The 16361-nt window shown below is 72.0% G+C and carries 17 protein-coding genes; 11 read left to right on the forward strand and 6 right to left on the reverse strand.

Going from position 1 to position 16361, the window contains the following annotated elements; all coding sequences use genetic code 11:
- Positions 1-136 precede the first annotated feature (136 nt).
- The gene (locus ACZ3TS_RS07720) at positions 137-820 is read right to left on the reverse strand and encodes a gamma-glutamyl-gamma-aminobutyrate hydrolase family protein (RefSeq protein ID WP_467614574.1); all 684 of its coding nucleotides are present in this window, start codon (positions 818-820) and stop codon (positions 137-139) included.
- Positions 821-905: 85 nt separating this feature from the next.
- Positions 906-1652, reverse strand: a complete 747-nt coding sequence (locus ACZ3TS_RS07725) for a FadR/GntR family transcriptional regulator (RefSeq protein ID WP_467614577.1) — start codon at positions 1650-1652, stop codon at positions 906-908.
- Between the two features lie 75 nt (positions 1653-1727).
- Between ACZ3TS_RS07725 and ACZ3TS_RS07730 the strand changes: the two genes are divergently transcribed.
- The 5 genes from ACZ3TS_RS07730 to ACZ3TS_RS07750 are packed head-to-tail and all read left to right on the forward strand — an operon-like array spanning position 1728 to position 7522.
- Complete coding sequence (locus ACZ3TS_RS07730) at positions 1728-3098, forward strand: glutamine synthetase family protein (protein WP_467614579.1); 1371 nt, start codon at positions 1728-1730, stop codon at positions 3096-3098.
- Positions 3099-3109: 11 nt separating this feature from the next.
- Complete coding sequence (locus tag ACZ3TS_RS07735; RefSeq protein ID WP_467614581.1) at positions 3110-4489, forward strand: aldehyde dehydrogenase family protein; 1380 nt, start codon at positions 3110-3112, stop codon at positions 4487-4489.
- Complete coding sequence (locus tag ACZ3TS_RS07740; RefSeq protein WP_467614584.1) at positions 4486-5277, forward strand: 3-oxoacyl-ACP reductase; 792 nt, start codon at positions 4486-4488, stop codon at positions 5275-5277. Before ACZ3TS_RS07735 ends, ACZ3TS_RS07740 begins: the two co-directional genes overlap by 4 nt.
- A 27-nt stretch (positions 5278-5304) precedes the next feature.
- Positions 5305-6561, forward strand: coding sequence for an HAD family hydrolase (locus tag ACZ3TS_RS07745; protein WP_467614586.1), 1257 nt, complete (start codon positions 5305-5307; stop codon positions 6559-6561).
- A 46-nt stretch (positions 6562-6607) separates the two neighbouring features.
- Positions 6608-7522: a DUF2510 domain-containing protein gene (locus tag ACZ3TS_RS07750; protein WP_467614588.1), complete on the forward strand. Its 915-nt coding sequence runs from the start codon at positions 6608-6610 to the stop codon at positions 7520-7522.
- A gap of 27 nt (positions 7523-7549) precedes the next feature.
- Here ACZ3TS_RS07750 and ACZ3TS_RS07755 read toward each other — a convergent pair whose 3' ends face one another.
- Together ACZ3TS_RS07755 and ACZ3TS_RS07760 are read right to left on the reverse strand one after the other, a co-directional pair.
- Positions 7550-8752, reverse strand: coding sequence for an amino acid deaminase/aldolase (locus ACZ3TS_RS07755; protein ID WP_467614591.1), 1203 nt, complete (start codon positions 8750-8752; stop codon positions 7550-7552).
- A 454-nt stretch (positions 8753-9206) separates the two neighbouring features.
- Positions 9207-9632 (reverse strand): hypothetical protein, encoded by a 426-nt coding sequence (locus ACZ3TS_RS07760; protein WP_467614593.1) that lies wholly within the window; start codon positions 9630-9632, stop codon positions 9207-9209.
- 10 nt (positions 9633-9642) lie between these two features.
- On the opposite strand from ACZ3TS_RS07760, the gene ACZ3TS_RS07765 reads away from it, so the two are divergent.
- Both ACZ3TS_RS07765 and mycP read left to right on the forward strand, forming a co-directional pair.
- Positions 9643-10827: a hypothetical protein gene (locus ACZ3TS_RS07765; protein ID WP_467614596.1), complete on the forward strand. Its 1185-nt coding sequence runs from the start codon at positions 9643-9645 to the stop codon at positions 10825-10827.
- Positions 10824-12011: a type VII secretion-associated serine protease mycosin gene (mycP, locus tag ACZ3TS_RS07770; RefSeq protein ID WP_467614599.1), complete on the forward strand. Its 1188-nt coding sequence runs from the start codon at positions 10824-10826 to the stop codon at positions 12009-12011. Before ACZ3TS_RS07765 ends, mycP begins: the two co-directional genes overlap by 4 nt.
- Positions 12012-12055: 44 nt before the next feature.
- Here mycP and ACZ3TS_RS07775 read toward each other — a convergent pair whose 3' ends face one another.
- Positions 12056-13006, reverse strand: coding sequence for a serine hydrolase (locus ACZ3TS_RS07775; RefSeq protein WP_467614601.1), 951 nt, complete (start codon positions 13004-13006; stop codon positions 12056-12058).
- 150 nt (positions 13007-13156) lie between these two features.
- Here ACZ3TS_RS07775 and ACZ3TS_RS07780 point away from each other — a divergent pair, with 150 nt between their 5' ends.
- A complete protein-coding gene (locus tag ACZ3TS_RS07780) occupies positions 13157-13888 on the forward strand; it encodes an SseB family protein (protein ID WP_467614604.1) in 732 nt (243 codons plus the stop codon).
- A 34-nt stretch (positions 13889-13922) separates the two neighbouring features.
- Here ACZ3TS_RS07780 and ACZ3TS_RS07785 read toward each other — a convergent pair whose 3' ends face one another.
- Entirely contained in the window at positions 13923-14318 is a 396-nt protein-coding gene (locus ACZ3TS_RS07785) for a DUF1844 domain-containing protein (RefSeq protein ID WP_467614607.1), read from the reverse strand.
- 373 nt (positions 14319-14691) lie between these two features.
- Between ACZ3TS_RS07785 and infC the strand changes: the two genes are divergently transcribed.
- The 3 genes from infC (at position 14692) to rplT (ending at position 16259) form a co-directional block, all read left to right on the forward strand.
- Complete coding sequence (gene infC / locus ACZ3TS_RS07790) at positions 14692-15402, forward strand: translation initiation factor IF-3 (RefSeq protein ID WP_467614609.1); 711 nt, start codon at positions 14692-14694, stop codon at positions 15400-15402.
- A 183-nt stretch (positions 15403-15585) separates the two neighbouring features.
- Positions 15586-15780, forward strand: a complete 195-nt coding sequence (rpmI, locus tag ACZ3TS_RS07795) for a 50S ribosomal protein L35 (protein ID WP_007829094.1) — start codon at positions 15586-15588, stop codon at positions 15778-15780.
- A 95-nt stretch (positions 15781-15875) separates the two neighbouring features.
- Positions 15876-16259, forward strand: a complete 384-nt coding sequence (gene rplT, locus ACZ3TS_RS07800) for a 50S ribosomal protein L20 (protein ID WP_055492778.1) — start codon at positions 15876-15878, stop codon at positions 16257-16259.
- The last annotated feature ends 102 nt before the right edge of the window (positions 16260-16361 follow it).

The following is a 16361-nucleotide window of genomic DNA, read 5'->3' on the forward strand; positions in this document are numbered from 1 at the left end:
TCCGGGCGCACACTGCCTCGAACTCCGTATCCAGGGCCTGGAGGTCCTCCGCCGCCAACTCGTCCTCGACCAGATCTTGCGCACTCACGGAAGACCATCTTGCCGCAACCACCCACAGAGATCTATCCCTGTAGTACTAGGACGCGGCTCGTACGAGCGCCCGCATCACCCGTAGGTCCTCGTCCATCTCCGGATGCCACTGGACGCCCAACACCCAGTCGGCGGACGGGAGTTCGACGGCCTCCACCGTGCCGTCCGCCGCGTGCGCCGACGCGACGAGACCCTCGCCGAGGCGGTCCACGGCCTGGTGGTGGTAGGTCGGCACGGAGATCTCCTCCGGGACGGCCTCGGCGTACAGCGTGCCGGGCACCGGCTTGACCGGGTGGTGGCCGAAGACGCCGACGACCTCCGCGTGCCCGTCGATGTGCTGTACGAGCGTGCCGCCCACGGCGACGTTCAGCAGCTGCATCCCGCGGCAGATGCCGAGCAGCGGTGTTCCGGACGCCAACGCCGCCTCGATCAGGGCGAGTTCCCAGGCATCACGCGCGGGCGCGGGCGGCCCCGTCCGCGGGGAGCGCTCCGCTCCGTAGCGGGACGGCTCGACATCCGGGCCGCCCGCGATCACCAGGCCGTCCAGCCGGGCCACCGTCGCCGCCGCGTGCGCCGGATCGTCGGGCGGCAGCATCGCGGCCAGGCCGCCGGCCCGCTGCACCAGCCGCGGGTAGCCCACCGGCAGCAGTGCCGCGTCCAGCTCCCAGAAACCCCAGCGCACACCGGCCTCCAGATACGTGCTCACACCGATCAGCGGCCGTCCGGTCATACGGGCCTCCCAGGCTTACAATGGCACACGTTCATACCTTTACGGGGTGCCGGGTGCCGCGGCAAGAGCACGTCGCAAGGGCTCCTCACGCCAGAAACCCCCGCAGCAGCGCCGCCGTCCCCGCGCAGTGCTCCCGCATCATCTCCCGCGCGCCGTCCGCGTCCCCGTCGAGCACCGCCTCCACCAGCGCCTCGTGCTGCCGCTGCGAGTGCTCCAGGTTCCGCACCAGCAGGGGGATGCAGTCCAGCAGATCGTTCACCGTGGCCCGTACGGCCGCGTACTGCGCCGTCAGCGAAGGCGACCCGCACAGTTCGGCCAGCGTCAGGTGCAGCAGGGTGTCCAGACGCCGGTACTCCGCGAGCGGTGCGTCCTGTGTGCGCGCCAGCCCCTCCCGCAGCCGGCCGGCCTGCTCCCCCGTGAGGCCGTGGGTCGCGCACAGGCCCGCCGCCCCCACCTCCAGTACCTCGCGGAACCGCAGCACGTCCTCGATGTCGACCTTCTCGATGCGCCGACGCAGCTCGTCCTCGCCGCCGGCGTCGACCCTCGGACGCACGAACGTGCCGCCGTACCGGCCGCGCCGCGACTCCACGAGCCCCTGGTCCTGGAGCACCTTCAGCACCTCGCGCAGCGTCACCCGGCTGATGCCCAGCCGCTCCGCCAGCTCCCGCTCCGCGGGCAGTCGCTCGCCCCCGGGCACCAGCCCGAGGCGGACGACCTGGAGGATCTGCTCCAAAGCCTCCTCGAAGCCGTTGCCGGCCCGTACGGGCCGCAGTACCGGCGTCAACCGGTCCTGCGGGCCGCGGAAGCCGCCGCCGGGTTCCGCCTGCGACATCTGGCCGCGCCCCCTTCCCAAGCAATGGTTCTCGGAAATACCTTATGGCTCTCGGCGGACCGAAGGAGACCTCCCGTGGCACACCGCACACCCCCGCTCGGTGTCGAGGAGCTGCACGCCCTCGTCGCGGGCGGCGAGATCGACACTGTCGTCCTGGCCTTTCCCGACATGCAAGGGCGTCTGCAGGGCAAGCGGTTCGCCGCGCGCTTCTTCCTCGATGAGGTCCTGGAGCACGGCACGGAGGGCTGCAACTACCTTCTCGCCGTCGACACCGAGATGAACACGGTCGACGGCTACGACATGTCCTCCTGGGACCGCGGCTACGGCGACTTCGCTCTGCACGCGGACCTGAGCACACTGCGCCGGGTGCCGTGGAACGAGGGTACGGCCATGCTCATCGCCGACCTCGCATGGAACGACGGTTCGCCCGTGGTCGCCGCTCCCCGCCAGATCCTCCGCCGGCAGCTGGAGCGCCTTGCCGCCCTCGGGTACACCGCCCAGGTCGGCACCGAGCTGGAGTTCATCGTCTTCAAGGACACCTACGAGCAGGCCTGGGACGCGAACTACCGGGGCCTGACCCCGGCCAACCAGTACAACATCGACTACTCCGTGCTCGGCACGGGACGGATCGAGCCCCTGCTGCGCCGTATCCGCAACGAGATGGCGGGCGCCGGCCTGACCGTCGAGTCCGCCAAGGGCGAGTGCAACCCCGGCCAGCACGAGATCGCGTTCCGGTACGACGAGGCGCTGGTCACCTGCGACCAGCACGCGATCTACAAGACCGGCGCCAAGGAGATCGCGGCCCAGGAAGGCGTCTCGATCACCTTCATGGCCAAGTACAACGAGCGCGAGGGCAACTCCTGTCATATCCATCTCTCGCTCGCCGACGAGCACGGCCGTAACGTCATGGCCGGTTCGGCCGGTGATCCCGGCGGGATGTCGCCGACCATGCGGCACTTCCTCGCCGGACAGCTCGCCGCCCTGCGTGACTTCTCGCTCCTCTACGCGCCGGGCATCAACTCCTACAAGCGGTTCCAACCCGGATCCTTCGCCCCGACCGCGGTCGCCTGGGGGTACGACAACCGCACCTGCGCCCTGCGGGTCGTCGGCCACGGCCGCTCGCTGCGGTTCGAGAACCGGGTGCCCGGCGGCGACGTCAACCCGCACCTCGCGGTCGCCGGGATGGTCGCGGCCGGGCTGTACGGCGTCGAGCAGAAGCTGGAGCTTCCCGAGCCGTGCCCGGGCAACGCCTACACCGCCGACTACGAGCATGTGCCCACCACCCTGCGCGAGGCCGCCGAACTCTGGGAGAACAGCGCCATCGCCAAGGCCGCCTTCGGCGACGAGGTGGTCGCGCACTACCTCAACATGGCCCGCGTCGAGCTGGCCGCCTTCGATGCCGCGGTGACCGACTGGGAGCTGCGCCGCTCCTTCGAACGCATGTGAAAGGTTCTTTCGTGTCGCACGAGCTCGATCTGCAGGTACTCAACCCGGCCACCGAGGAGGTCGTCGCCACCGTCCCCGCCGCCACCGCGGCCGACGTGGACGCCGCCGTCGTACGGGCCGCGCAGGCGCAGTCCCGGTGGGCCGCCCTGCCGCCCGGCGACCGGGCCAGGCTGCTGCGCCGGTTCGCCGTGACCGTCGACGAACACCTGGAGGAACTGGCCCGGCTGGAGGTCCGTGAGGCCGGACACACGATCGGCAACGCCCGCTGGGAGGCGGGCAACGTCCGCGACCTGCTCGACTACGCGGCCGGTGGCGTGGAGCGGCTCACCGGCCGTCAGATCCCGGTCCCGGGCGGGCTCGACGTCACGATCCTCGAACCGCTCGGTGTCGTGGGCGTCATCGCGCCCTGGAACTTCCCGATGCCGATCGCGGCGTGGGGCACGGCCCCCGCGCTCGCGGCGGGCAACGCGGTGATCCTGAAGCCCGCCGAGACGACCCCGCTCACCGCCCTGCGGCTGGCCGAGCTGGCTCTGGAGGCCGGGCTGCCGGAGGGTCTGTTCCAGGTGGTGCCGGGCGCCGGCCCCATCGCGGGCAATGCGCTCGTCGAGCACCCGGGCGTCGCAAAGATCGTCTTCACCGGGTCCACGACCGTGGGCAAGCAGGTGCTGGCGAAGGGCTCCGCCCTCCTCAAGCGCGTCACCCTCGAACTCGGCGGCAAGAGCCCCAACATCGTCTTCGCGGACGCCGACCTCGACGCCGCCGCGGCCGCCGCCCCCATGTCCTTCCTCGACAACTCCGGGCAGGACTGCTGCGCCCGTACCCGCATTCTCGTCCAGCGCTCCGCATACGACCGCTTCCTCGGCCTCCTCGCCCCCGCCGTCGAGTCGGTCCTGGTCGGCGACCCGGCAAAGGAGAGCACCCAAATGGGCCCGCTGATCTCCAAGGTGCAGCTGGAACGGGTGCGTTCGTACGTCGCCGCCGACGCACCCGGCATCCGCGGCAAGGCCCCTGAGGGCCCCGGCTTCTGGTTCCCGCCCACCGTGCTCACCGGCGTCGACCCGCACGCGCGCGTGGCCGTCGAGGAGGTCTTCGGCCCCGTGGCCGTCGTCCTGCCCTTCGAGGACGAGGCCGACGCGATCCGCCTCGCCAACGAGACGTCGTACGGGCTCTCCGGCTCCATCTGGACCCGGGACGTCGGCCGGGCGCTGCGCGTCTCCCAGGCCGTCCGCGCCGGCAACCTGTCCGTCAACTCGCACTCCAGCGTCCGCTACTGGACCCCGTTCGGCGGCTTCAAGCAGTCGGGGATCGGCCGCGAACTCGGCCCGGACGCCCTGACCGCCTTCACCGAAACCAAGAACGTCTTCATCAGCACGGAGGGCCCCGCACAGTGACCTCTCAGACACCGGACACCATCTGCCGACGCCTGGTCGGCCGTACCGCCGTCATCACCGGTGCCGGCAGCGGCATCGGCCTCGCCACCGCCCGCCGGCTCGCCTCCGAGGGAGCCCACGTGGTCTGCGGCGACGTCGACGAGACCCGCGGCAAGGCGGCCGCCGAGGAGGTCGGCGGACTGTTCGTGAGGGTCGACGTCACCGACGCCGAGCAGGTCGAGGCTCTCTTCAAGGCCGCGTACGACAGCTACGGCTCCGTCGACATCGCCTTCAACAACGCGGGCATCTCGCCGCCCGACGACGACTCGATCCTGGAGACCGGCCTGGAGGCGTGGAAGCGGGTCCAGGAGGTCAACCTGACCTCCGTCTACCTGTGCTGCAAGGCCGCCATCCCCTATATGCGGCGCCAGGGCAAGGGCTCCATCATCAACACGGCGTCGTTCGTCGCCCGCATGGGCGCGGCCACCTCGCAGATCTCGTACACGGCCTCCAAGGGCGGTGTGCTCGCCATGTCCCGGGAACTCGGCGTGCAGTTCGCCCGGGAGGGCATCCGGGTCAACGCCCTGTGCCCCGGGCCGGTCAACACCCCGCTGCTGCAGGAGCTGTTCGCCAAGGACCCCGAACGGGCCGCGCGCCGCCTGGTGCACATCCCGGTTGGCCGGTTCGCGGAGGCCGAGGAGATCGCCGCGGCGGTCGCCTTCCTCGCCAGCGACGACTCCTCCTTCGTGAACGCCACCGACTTCCTGGTGGACGGCGGAATCTCGGGCGCGTACGTCACGCCCCTGTAGGGGGCAAAAGGGTACGGTCCACGTCATATGAGACACCTCCTCGCGTGGACCCTGGTCGCGGCCGCCGCCCTGGCGGCCGCACCGCCCTCATCAGCCGCCGCGGCCCCGCGCACCAAGTGCCCCCGCCTCACGGGAAGTTGGTACGGCGACAACCGGGAGCGCCTGCAGCGGCTGATCGACGAGCGGGGAACCTGCTCCGAGTCCGCCGGCCATCCCGTCGCCGTCTTCGACTGGGACAACACGGTCACCAAGAACGACGTCACCGACACCACCCTCTACTGGGCTCTCGAACACGACAAGATCCTGCGCCCCGCCCGCTGGAAGGACACCAGCGAGTGGCTCACCGACGACGCCGACCGGGCCCTCACCGAGGCGTGCGGTACCGGCACTCCCGTCGGCGCGCCCCTGCCGACCTCCACGGAACCCCGCTGCACCGACGAGATTCTCGAGATCCACGACGACGGCAGGACCATGAGCGGTGCCGCGGCCTTCGCCGGCCGCTGGAACCACCGGCGCACCGTCCCGCAGTACGCCTGGGTGCCCCAGCTCCTCGCGGGCCACACCGTCGCCGAAGTGTCCTCGTACGCCCGCGAAGCCCGCGCGGAGTCCCTCGCGGCACCCGTCGGCGCGACCCGGGTCCTCGGCACCCACACGGTCCCGGCGTACGTCCGCTACTACGCCCAGCAGCGCGATCTGATCCGTACGCTCCACCAGGCCCGGTTCGACGTCTACATCGTCTCCGCCGGCTTCGAACCCGTCACCGAGGTGTGGTCGCGCGGTGTCGGCGTGGATGCCGCGCACACCATCGCCATCCGTTCGGTCCTCGACCGCCGCGGCCGCATCACCACCCGCACCGAGGGCTGCGGGGACGTCCCCCCGAGCCGGGGCGAGGCCATCCCGTACGTCGACGGCAAGCGCTGCTGGATCAACGAGGAGATCTACCGCATCCGGGGTTCCGCAGCCTGGCGGAAGCAGGACGCGGCGCATCGGCCCGTGCTCGCGGCGGGCGACGCCGACACCGACGTCACCTTCGTCGGCGACGCCACCGGCGCCCACCTGGTGATCAACCGGAACAAGAGCGAGCTGATGTGCAGGGCGTACGACGACGCCGACGGGCGCTGGCTGGTCAACCCCATGTTCATCGAGCCGCTGCCGCGCAAACCCGACCCGTACCCATGCTCGACGACGGCATACAACGAGCCGGACGGCAGCCGGGGGCCGGTGCTGCGGGAGGACGGTTCGGTGGTGCCCGACCAGAAGGACACGGTGTACGGGGCGAGTTGAGGCAGGCCCTGTATGACGCCTGCCGGCACGGCCTAGAGTTGCCGGGATGAGCAGTACGCCTCCGCCCGGCTGGTACCGCGACCCGTCGTACCCCCTCACCGAACGCTGGTGGGACGGAGCCGCGTGGACGGACCACCGGCGTCAGCCCGAGGAGCCCGTGCCGACCCTGCTGCCCCCGCAGCCGCCGGACGGCCGGGGTTCCCGGCGTGCCAAGGCGGTCGCGCTCGTCGCGGCCGGGGCGGTCCTGGTCGCGGCGATCGTCACCGGCGCGGTCGTCCTCGGCCGTGCCGGCGGGGGTGCCGCGCAGGCCAGGTCCTCGCCCACGCCGGCGGCTTCCACGCCCACCGGCCAGGAGCCGTCGCCCACCCCGTCCGCCTCCGCCACCGGGGACCCGAACGTCGTCGTGGACGACCTCAACGGCATCACCTTCCCGGTGCTCCAGGGGTGGGCGAGGCCCGAGAACGTCGCCGAGGACGACGTCGTGCTGACCACTCCGGGCACGTACGACTGCCCGGGCGACCCCGGCTTCTGTCGTCACGGGCGGGTCCTTTCACGCACCGCCACGGCCGGCGCGGACGCCTCCCCCAAGGCGCTCGCCGAGGGCGACATCGCGGACGCCGCGAACGCGGAGTACGACCGCGACGGGACAGGCAGCCGTCCCTTCGGCGGCGTCACGTCCCATCGGCTCGTCCAAGAGGGCCAGATCGCCGTCGCCGGCCGCGCCGGGTACTTCGTGCGCTGGCACGTCACCACCGCGAAAGGGCCCGGGGCTTACGTCCAGTCGCTGGCCTTCCCGTCCAGTGTGGGCTCGCAGGCTCCGGTCATCGTCCGCTTCGCCTTCGACGCGGGCCCGGACGGGCCGCCGCTGTCCGACATGGACTGGATCACCAAGGGGATCAGGCCGGTCGGCGACGCGGTGACGGGCGGGGGAGTGGGCAGCAGCCTGGGCCCGACGCGCTGAAGGGCCGGCACCGAAGGCTCAGAGGGCTCAGAGGAAAGTGTGCCCCTCGCCGCGGTACGTCGGCACGGTCGCCGTGACCTCGTCGCCCTCCACCAGGTGCAGCACGTCGAAACGCTCGCACAGCTCGCCCGCCTTCGCGTGCCGGAACCACACCTTGTCACCGATGAGGAGGTCATCGGCGGGGGCGCCCAGCAGCGGTGTCTGCACCTCGCCGGGGCCCTCCTGGGGGTCGTACCTCAGCCCCTCGGGCAGATACGGGACCGGCAGCCGGTCGCGGCCCGCGGCGCCCGACGCGGGATAGCCGCCGCCGAGCGCCGTCACCACCCCGACGCCCGGCCTGCGGACGACCGGCTGGGCGAACAGCGCGGCCGGACGCCCCTGGAACGAGGTGTAGTTGTCGAACAGCCGCGGCACGTACAGCCCCGAGCCCGCCGCGATCTCGGTCACCGCGTCCTCGGCGGCCGTGTGCTGCACGCTGCCCGTACCGCCGCCGTTGACGAACTCCAGGTCCGGTGTCACGGCGCGGACCGCGCGCACCACATCGGCGCGCCGCTGGGCGAGCTCCCTGCGCGCCGCGGACTGCATCAGCCGGATGGCCCGTGACCGCACCGGCCGCCCGGCCACCGCGTCGCCGACACCGGCTATGTGGCCCTCGTACGCCATGATCCCCACCAGCCGGAAACCCGGCGTGCGCGCCACCATGCGGGCCATCTCCGCGACCTGGGCGGGGGAGTGCAGAGGTGAGCGCCGCGCGCCGACCCGGACGCGCCCGCCGAGCAGCTTGAGCGAGGTGTCCAACTCCAGGCAGACGCACACCTCTTCGGTGCCGCCCTGGCGGGCGTCGTCGATGAGGCGCAGCTGGGCCGGGTCGTCGATCATCACCGTGACGGCGGCGGCGAGCTTGGGGTCGGCGGCCAGTTCGGCGAAGGCGTGCCGGTCGGCCGACGGGTAGGCGAGCAGGACGTCGTCGAAACCGGACCGGGCCAGCCACAGGGACTCGGCGAGCGTGAAGGACATGATGCCCGCGAAACCGTCCCGGGCCAGGACGCGTTCGAGGAGGGCACGGCAGCGGACGGACTTGCTGGCGACGCGGATCGGCTTGCCGCCGGCCCTGCGCAGGAGGTCGTCGGCGTTCGCGTCGAACGCCTCCAGGTCCACGATCGCGACAGGGGCGTCGAGGTGAGCGGTGGCCCGGTCGTAGCGGGCCCGGTCTGCGGCGCGGGCAGTCATGAACGAAGCCTGCCAGATGCGATTACCGCAGGGTAGGGGGACGATCCGGGCAGATGCCCCGGTGCTGCGGACTGGTTCCCGTTCGGGGCGGTTCAACCCGTAGAGTGACGCGCACGCGGGGAAGCGGCGGCTCCGCCCGGGCGCGTACGCCTGGGGTGGGTGTCCGCCCGCGCGGGTATGCCTGCCCAGGACGGGGTGGCCGTCCCGCACCACGCAGACCGGCCGCTCCCCATGGGCGGTCGAACACCCCGGCAGCGCCCGGGGCGGCCCGGCCACAACGAAACGGGGGGTGCATGAGCACGGAAGCGCGCCGCGCCTCCATCCCTGCGCGCCCCACGACTCCGCCCCGCCCACAGGCCCAGCCGGACGAGCCGCCCGCGGAACGGATTCCGCCCCGCCCCGAGCATCCGCCCACAGCGGGGAACGCGCCCCGGCCCGAGGTCCCCGCGCCACCTCAGGCACCGTCCGCCCGCGCGTCCTCGTTCCCGACGCTCCCCGAGCAGTCCACGAGGGTGGGGACCCAGCCGCAGCCGGCCGCCACACCGCCCCGGCCCAGCGGCCCGCCCCGCAGGACGCCCGCACGCACGGTGGCGTCCCGCCCCGAGCAGCCCCCGACGACCGGGAGGGGAATGCCGCCGGCAGAAGGGGCGAACGGTTCGCCGGACCGGTCGGCAGCGAACGGTTCCCCGCAAGAACCCGGCGCCGAGGGCACGCCGGCACGGCCCGGCACGCCCGGATCGTCACCGCGCCACGGCGCGAACGACTCCTCGGGGCGGTGGAGTTCGGCCGACGCTCCCGGCCGTGCGGGGGCGGCCGGTTCTCCGGTCGGGTCCGGCACGGGCGGTCCCTCGGTGAACTTCGGTGCGGTCGGCGCATCCACCCAGCCCGGTGTGGGCGAAGCCGCTGAGCGGCCCGGTGGTGCCGATGCGCCCGGACCGCCCGGCGCCGAGCGTTCCGGTGGGGCCGCGCGTCCCTTCCGGATCGGCTCCTTTGACCCCAAGCGTCCCTCGGTCGTCTCCGGCGACATCCCGGACGCCTCGCCGCGGCACAAGCCCGAGTCTCCCCGGTTCCCGAACCTCCGTCTCGACCGGAACGCCCAGTCGGCCGGCCCGCCCCCGCCGGCGGCTTCCGCGCGCTTCCCGGACGCGCCACCGTCGGCCGGTGTTCCCGCGCGTACCGCGGAAGGCATCGTGGAGACCACCGCGCGCCTGCTGCCCCCGCGGGACGAGACCGGGCCCGCCGCCCCCACGCGTCCCTTCGTGACCTTCGCCGAGCCCGACACACGCGACGCCGGCACCACGCGACGGCGCCCCTTCGGCGCCCGCATGCACCCCCGTGCCACCGCGGCCGCCGCCTGTCTGGTGCTCGGTCTCGGGCTCATCGGCGGTGCGGCGACCGGGAGTTGGCTCACCGGGGACGGCTCGGCGGACGGAGACCGGGGCGCGTTCACCGTAGCCGGGAGCCTGTGGCACAGCGTCCCCGTCGACCAGCTCTTCCCGCGCACCGTCCAAGGACCGGGCGCGGGCCCGGGCGGCGCCGACCGCACCTGGACGCGTATAGCCGTCGCCCCGGACGGCAGCTGCAAGGACGCCTTCGACCCCCTGCTGCGCAAGGCCCTCGCGCCCGCCGGCTGTCTGCGGCTGCTGCGCGCCACCTACACGGACGCGACGCGCAGCCATGTCACCACCGTCGGCCTGCTGTTCACCCGGGCCGACGCCGCCGCCACGACTGCCCTGAACAGCCGCTTCAAGAAGGAGGGCCTCGGTCGGCGCACCGACCTCATGCCCCGCCCGTACGCCGCGAAGGGCACCGTCGCCGAGGGCTTCGGTGACGCACAGCGCGCCTCCTGGACGATCTCGGTCCTCACCGACGTCCCGGTCGTCGTCTACGCCGTCTCCGGCTTCGCCGACGGCCGCACCGTCAGCGAACCGCAGTCCGCCGAGGAAGCCATGGAGACCGGTGCCACCACGGCCCCCGCCCAGGCGGGTCTCGGCAACGAGGCGATCGGACTCGCCGACCGTGTCGAGGCCGCCCTCCACAAGACCGTCACCTCGGCCACGGAGAAGCCGTCATGAGCGCCCGCAGGACCGGCGTCCGGCTCCTCACCGTCCTCCTCGCCGGCTCCCTCGCCCTGCTGCCCGCCACCGCGGCGCACGCCGACGGCATACGCGCCCAGGAGTGGGCCCTGGAGGCCCTGCACACCCAGGAGGCCTGGCAGACGACCGAGGGCAAGGGGATCACCGTCGCCGTCCTCGACACCGGGGTCGACGGCAGCCACCCCGACCTGGCCGGCAACGTCCTGGCCGGCAAGGACATGGTCGGCTTCGGCGCCCAGCGCGGCGACCGCGCCTGGGCCCGGCACGGCACCGCCATGGCCGGCATCATCGCCGGACACGGCCATGGCGTCGGCGACGCCGACGGCGTCATCGGCGTCGCCCCCGAGGCGAAGATCCTGCCCGTCCGCGTCATCCTCGAGGACGGTGACCAGGCCCGCACCAGGGCGCGCAACACCCGCGGCAACGCCCTCGCCGAGGGCATCCGCTGGGCCGCGGACCACGGCGCCGACGTCATCAACCTCTCCCTCGGCGACGACTCCAACTCGGCGCACCCGGAAGCGGCCGAGGACGAGGCGGTGCAGTACGCGCTGGGGAAGGGCGCCGTCGTCGTCGCCTCGGCCGGCAACGGCGGAGAGAAGGGCGACCACATCTCGTATCCGGCGGCCTACCCGGGCGTCATCGCCGCGACCGCCGTCGACCGCTACGGCACCCGCGCCTCCTTCTCCACCCGCCGCTGGTACGCCACCGTCAGCGCGCCCGGAGTGGACGTCGTCATCGCCGACCCCGACCGCAAGTACTACGAGGGCTGGGGCACCAGCGCGGCGTCCGCGTTCGTCTCGGGCGCCGTCGCGCTGATCAAGGCGGCCCGTCCGGGCCTCACCCCGCCCCAGATCAAGCAACTCCTGGAGAAGACGGCCCGCAACGCCCCGACCGGCGGGCGCGACGACTCCCGCGGCTTCGGCTTCGTCGACCCCGCGGCGGCCATCAAGGCGGCCGCCAAGCTCAAGCCGCAGGACCTGCACGCGGCGGCGTACGGCAGGAAGTACTTCGGCTCGGGCCCCGACACGGCGGGCGACAAGGCGAGCTCCTTGAGTTGGGCGGCCCCGCTGGCGGGTGGCCTGGGCGTGATGCTGCTGGTGGTTTCGGTGGTGCTGTGGCGGGGCCGCAACAGGGCGCGTACGAGGGGCCTTTGGGGCTTTTGAGGGCGCCTGGCAGAGCGCGCCCGGCAGGGTGCGCCGCCGGCCACTCAAGCGAACGCGGACACCGCGGCCTGCGCGGCCGCCTCCACCAGAGAAATCCCCCTGGCCTTCGTGGAGTTGCCGTTCGACAGCGTCGCCAGCAGATAGTCGTGGCCGTCGGCCGTGACCAGCCCGATGCTGTTGATGTCCCACAGCCCGGTCGTACTGCGCGCCAGCCAGCCGTTCTTCAGCGCCCACCGGGAGCCGTCGGCGGCCGCGGACACGCCCCAGTGCTGGTCGGCGGCGATGTTCCCCATGAGCCCCTGCAGATACCTCTGCGAGGTGTCGCTCAGCTTGGAGTCGTCCCCGAACACCTGCTGGAGCAGGGTGAGCTGGTCGGCGGCCGTGGTCTGCGTCAGTCCCCACAACGCGCCGTCGCCGCCCGCGGTGTCCGTCAGACCCAAGCGCTTGTTGGCCCTGTCGAGACCGTCCGCCCGCCCGATCGCGGTCCACAGCGCCGACGCGGAGGCGTTGTCGCTGTTCTCGATCATCGCGGTGGCATACGTCTTCTCCCGCGCGGTCAGGCGCCGGTCCGCGTCCTGCGCCTGGAGCAGCAGGGTCGCCAGGATGTCGACTTTCACGATGCTCGCCGTGTCGAAGGTGCCGTTGCCGAACGTGGCGCTGTCACCGGAGTCCACGTCGAGCACCGCCACGGCTACGTCCGCGCCCTCCTCGACGGTCACCGCCCTCATCGCCTTCTCCAGCAGCGCGTCCCGGTCCACCGAGGGTTCCGCCGCAGGTTCCACCGATTCCTCCTGGCTCGCCGTTGCCGACGCCGAGGGCGTCGCCGACGACTGCGACGATACGGCGCCGGCGTCGGCGTGCGCCTGAGCCCTCAGATACGCAGTCCCGGCCGCCGTACCGCCGACGATGACGGCCGACGCCAGCACCGTGTAGAGGACGGGGCGGCGTCGGGAGGAGCGGGCGCGGCGGCGACTGTGGGCTCTGCGGGACTCCATGGCCGCGATGCTCGGGGCTACTGCTGTGCGGGGCGTTAGACGGACGTGAGATCCGTGTCAGCAAAATCTGAGAAACCCGTGAACCGCGTGACCGTCGTGTTTCAGGGTCGGCACAAGCACAGCAAAGACCCCCCGATAGGGTCGGTGACCGTGGCGAACAAGAACATTCCCGACTCCGGCTTCTCCGGCGACGACGGCCGCGCCGACCCGCGGCTGAGCGCGGCGCTCGCCGCATGGGCCGAGGACCGCACCTCCGTGGGCCCGGTCCTCGAGGCGCTCAGGGGCGCGCGGCTCCTCGTTCCCGTCGTCGCGGTCCTCGGCGAGGTCGAGGAAGACGAGAAGGGACTGCGTCGCGAGAAGACGAGCGAGATGGCCGTACCGACTCTGAAGGCCGGGGGCCGCACCGCGCTGCCCGCATTCACCTCCACGGACGCGCTGGCCCGCTGGGACCCCGCCGCCCGTCCTGTCGCCGTTCCCCTGCACCAGGCCCTCCAGGCTGCCGTGCACGAGAAGGCCGACACGATCGTGCTGGACATGTCCGGGCCGGTGTCGTTCGAGCTGACGGGTCCCGCGCTGCTGGCCCTCGCGGAGGGCCGCACGACGACCGATCCGCTCACCGACCCGGCTGTGACCGAAGCCGTACGGAGCGCCGTGGCCGCCGAGCCCGCGGTGCTGCGCGCCTACCTGGGCCGGGGACAGGCGGACGGCATCCTGGCACTCGTCCTGGACCCGGCCGCCGAGCCCGCCGAGGCCGCCCGCACGGTGGCGCAGCGGATGGCCGCCGACGAAACGCTGAGGGCCCGCCTGGTGCGCGGCCTCGACCTGGCAGTGCTGCCGGCCGGGACGACGCCGCCGGGCGAGCCCCTGTTCGTACGTCGGTGAACCGGTCGCGGGTGAACCGGTCGAAGTCCCTGACCTAGCCGTAGACGGGGCCGGTGTACTTCTCTCCCGGCCCCTGGCCCGGCTCGTCCGGGACGATGGACGCCTCGCGGAACGCCAGCTGGAGCGACTTCAGACCGTCGCGGAGGGGGGCCGCGTGGAAGGAGCTGATCTCCGTCGCGCTCGCGTCGAGCAGACCGGCGAGGGCCTGCACCAGCTTGCGGGCCTCGTCCAGGTCCTTGTACTTGTCACCCTCCTCGGTCAGACCGAGTTTCACGGCGGCGGCGCTCATCAGGTTGACGGCGACCGTCACGATCACCTCGACCGCGGGGACCTCCGCGATGTCACGGGCCATGGCGTCGAAGTCGGGATTCTCGGCGGCGGCCGGGGATTCTGCGGAAGCCGGGGATCCGTCGGGGGAGGTGTCACTCATGCCCCACACGATAGGCCCCGGCGCACCCGCTCCCGCGCACGGGAGGCCCGGCGCGGGCCGTGGACCGGCGCGGGGATGCCCGGTGCACGCGGGTTCGCACCTCTCCCGGGGAGCTGCTAGCCTTGTGTGACGACCGGCCGGACGCGCCAAGAGAAAAGCGGCGTGCTCGGCCCACAAGTGGAGGCTCCGATCTCCCACCTGGCTGCCCCCCGGGGCGGCGGGTCACCGGTCAGGCGGCCACCACCGTTCCGTACGGACGGTGGAGTCGCCCGAAAGCGCGCCCCGCGGTCACCGCGGCGGTGCTCCGGAAGGTTCGGAGTCCCGCCTGTGCACCGTCCGGGGCATTTTTGATGCGCCGCGATGGTTGGTCATTATGTCAAACCAGACATACGCGGCTGTCCGCCAGGCGGCCGTATGGTGCTACCGAGGAGGATCCATCAGCACCGAGCCCCGCATCAACGACCGGATTCGCGTTCCCGAGGTGCGACTTGTCGGTCCCAGTGGCGAGCAGGTCGGCATCGTGCCGCTTGCCAAGGCCCTGGAGCTTGCGCAGGAGTACGACCTGGACCTGGTCGAGGTCGCGGCGAACGCCCGTCCGCCCGTGTGCAAGCTCATGGACTACGGGAAGTTCAAGTACGAGTCGGCCATGAAGGCCCGTGAGGCGCGCAAGAACCAGGCGCACACGGTCATCAAGGAGATGAAGCTCCGGCCGAAGATCGACCCGCACGACTATGACACCAAGAAGGGTCACGTCGTTCGGTTCCTCAAGCAGGGCGACAAGGTCAAGATCACGATCATGTTCCGTGGCCGCGAGCAGTCGCGTCCCGAACTGGGCTACCGACTGCTGCAGCGTCTCGCGGAGGACGTCCAGGACCTCGGTTTCGTCGAGTCGAACCCGAAGCAGGACGGCCGCAACATGATCATGGTTCTCGGTCCGCACAAGAAGAAGACCGAGGCGATGGCCGAGGCCCGACAGGCGCAGGAGGCCCGCAAGGCTTCTGCGAAGGCCAACCCCGGTCGCTCGCAGAACGCCGCCGACGCCGAGACCGCCGAGGCCCCGGCCGAGGCTTCCGCCGAGGCCTGATCCCGGGGCGTGAGCCCCGGGGGAGCCGGACGTACGGACGTACGACCGCCGCAGGGCGGACGTACGGACCCCGGAAAGCCCGGGACGCCAGTCCCAGGATGTAACCGATACAAGACGACGCTCCCTCGTGCCCGGTTTAGCGACCGGGCACCGGAGCGCCACCGACGAGGAGAGAACGGCGCTATGCCGAAGAACAAGTCGCACAGCGGTGCCAGCAAGCGCTTCAAGGTCACCGGCTCCGGCAAGGTGCTCCGTGAGCGCGCCGGCAAGCGCCACCTGCTCGAGCACAAGTCGTCCCGTCTGACGCGTCGCCTCACCGGCAACGCCGAGATGGCCCCGGGCGACGCCAAGAAGATCAAGAAGCTTCTCGGCAAGTGACGCGGCGGCGCGTGAGCGCCGTACGTCTGGACCGGGACCCAATCGATTCCGGGCCGCGTGAGTCCACCCGCGGCCCCGCTACAAGGAGTTAACAAGTGGCACGCGTCAAGCGGGCAGTCAACGCCCACAAGAAGCGCCGGGCGATCCTCGAGCAGGCCTCCGGCTACCGCGGTCAGCGTTCGCGCCTGTACCGCAAGGCCAAGGAGCAGGTCACCCACTCGCTGGTCTACAACTACAACGACCGCAAGAAGCGCAAGGGCGACTTCCGTCAGCTGTGGATCCAGCGCATCAACGCCGCTGCCCGCGCCAACGGCATCACCTACAACCGCTTCATCCAGGGTCTGAAGGCCGCGAACGTCGAGGTCGACCGCAAGATCCTCGCGGAGTTGGCCGTCAACGACGCGGGCGCGTTCGCCGCGCTCGTCGAGGTCGCGCAGAAGGCGCTGCCGGCGGACGTGAACGCGCCGAAGGCGGCGTGACGCTGCACCGGCCCTAGCCGGAGGTGAAACGGACCCGCAGGCTTACGGAGCCTGCGGGTCCGACTGCGTTCCGAGACACACTCACCCGACCACCCTTCCGCA

The organism is Streptomyces sp. NPDC022910 (assembly GCF_055561075.1).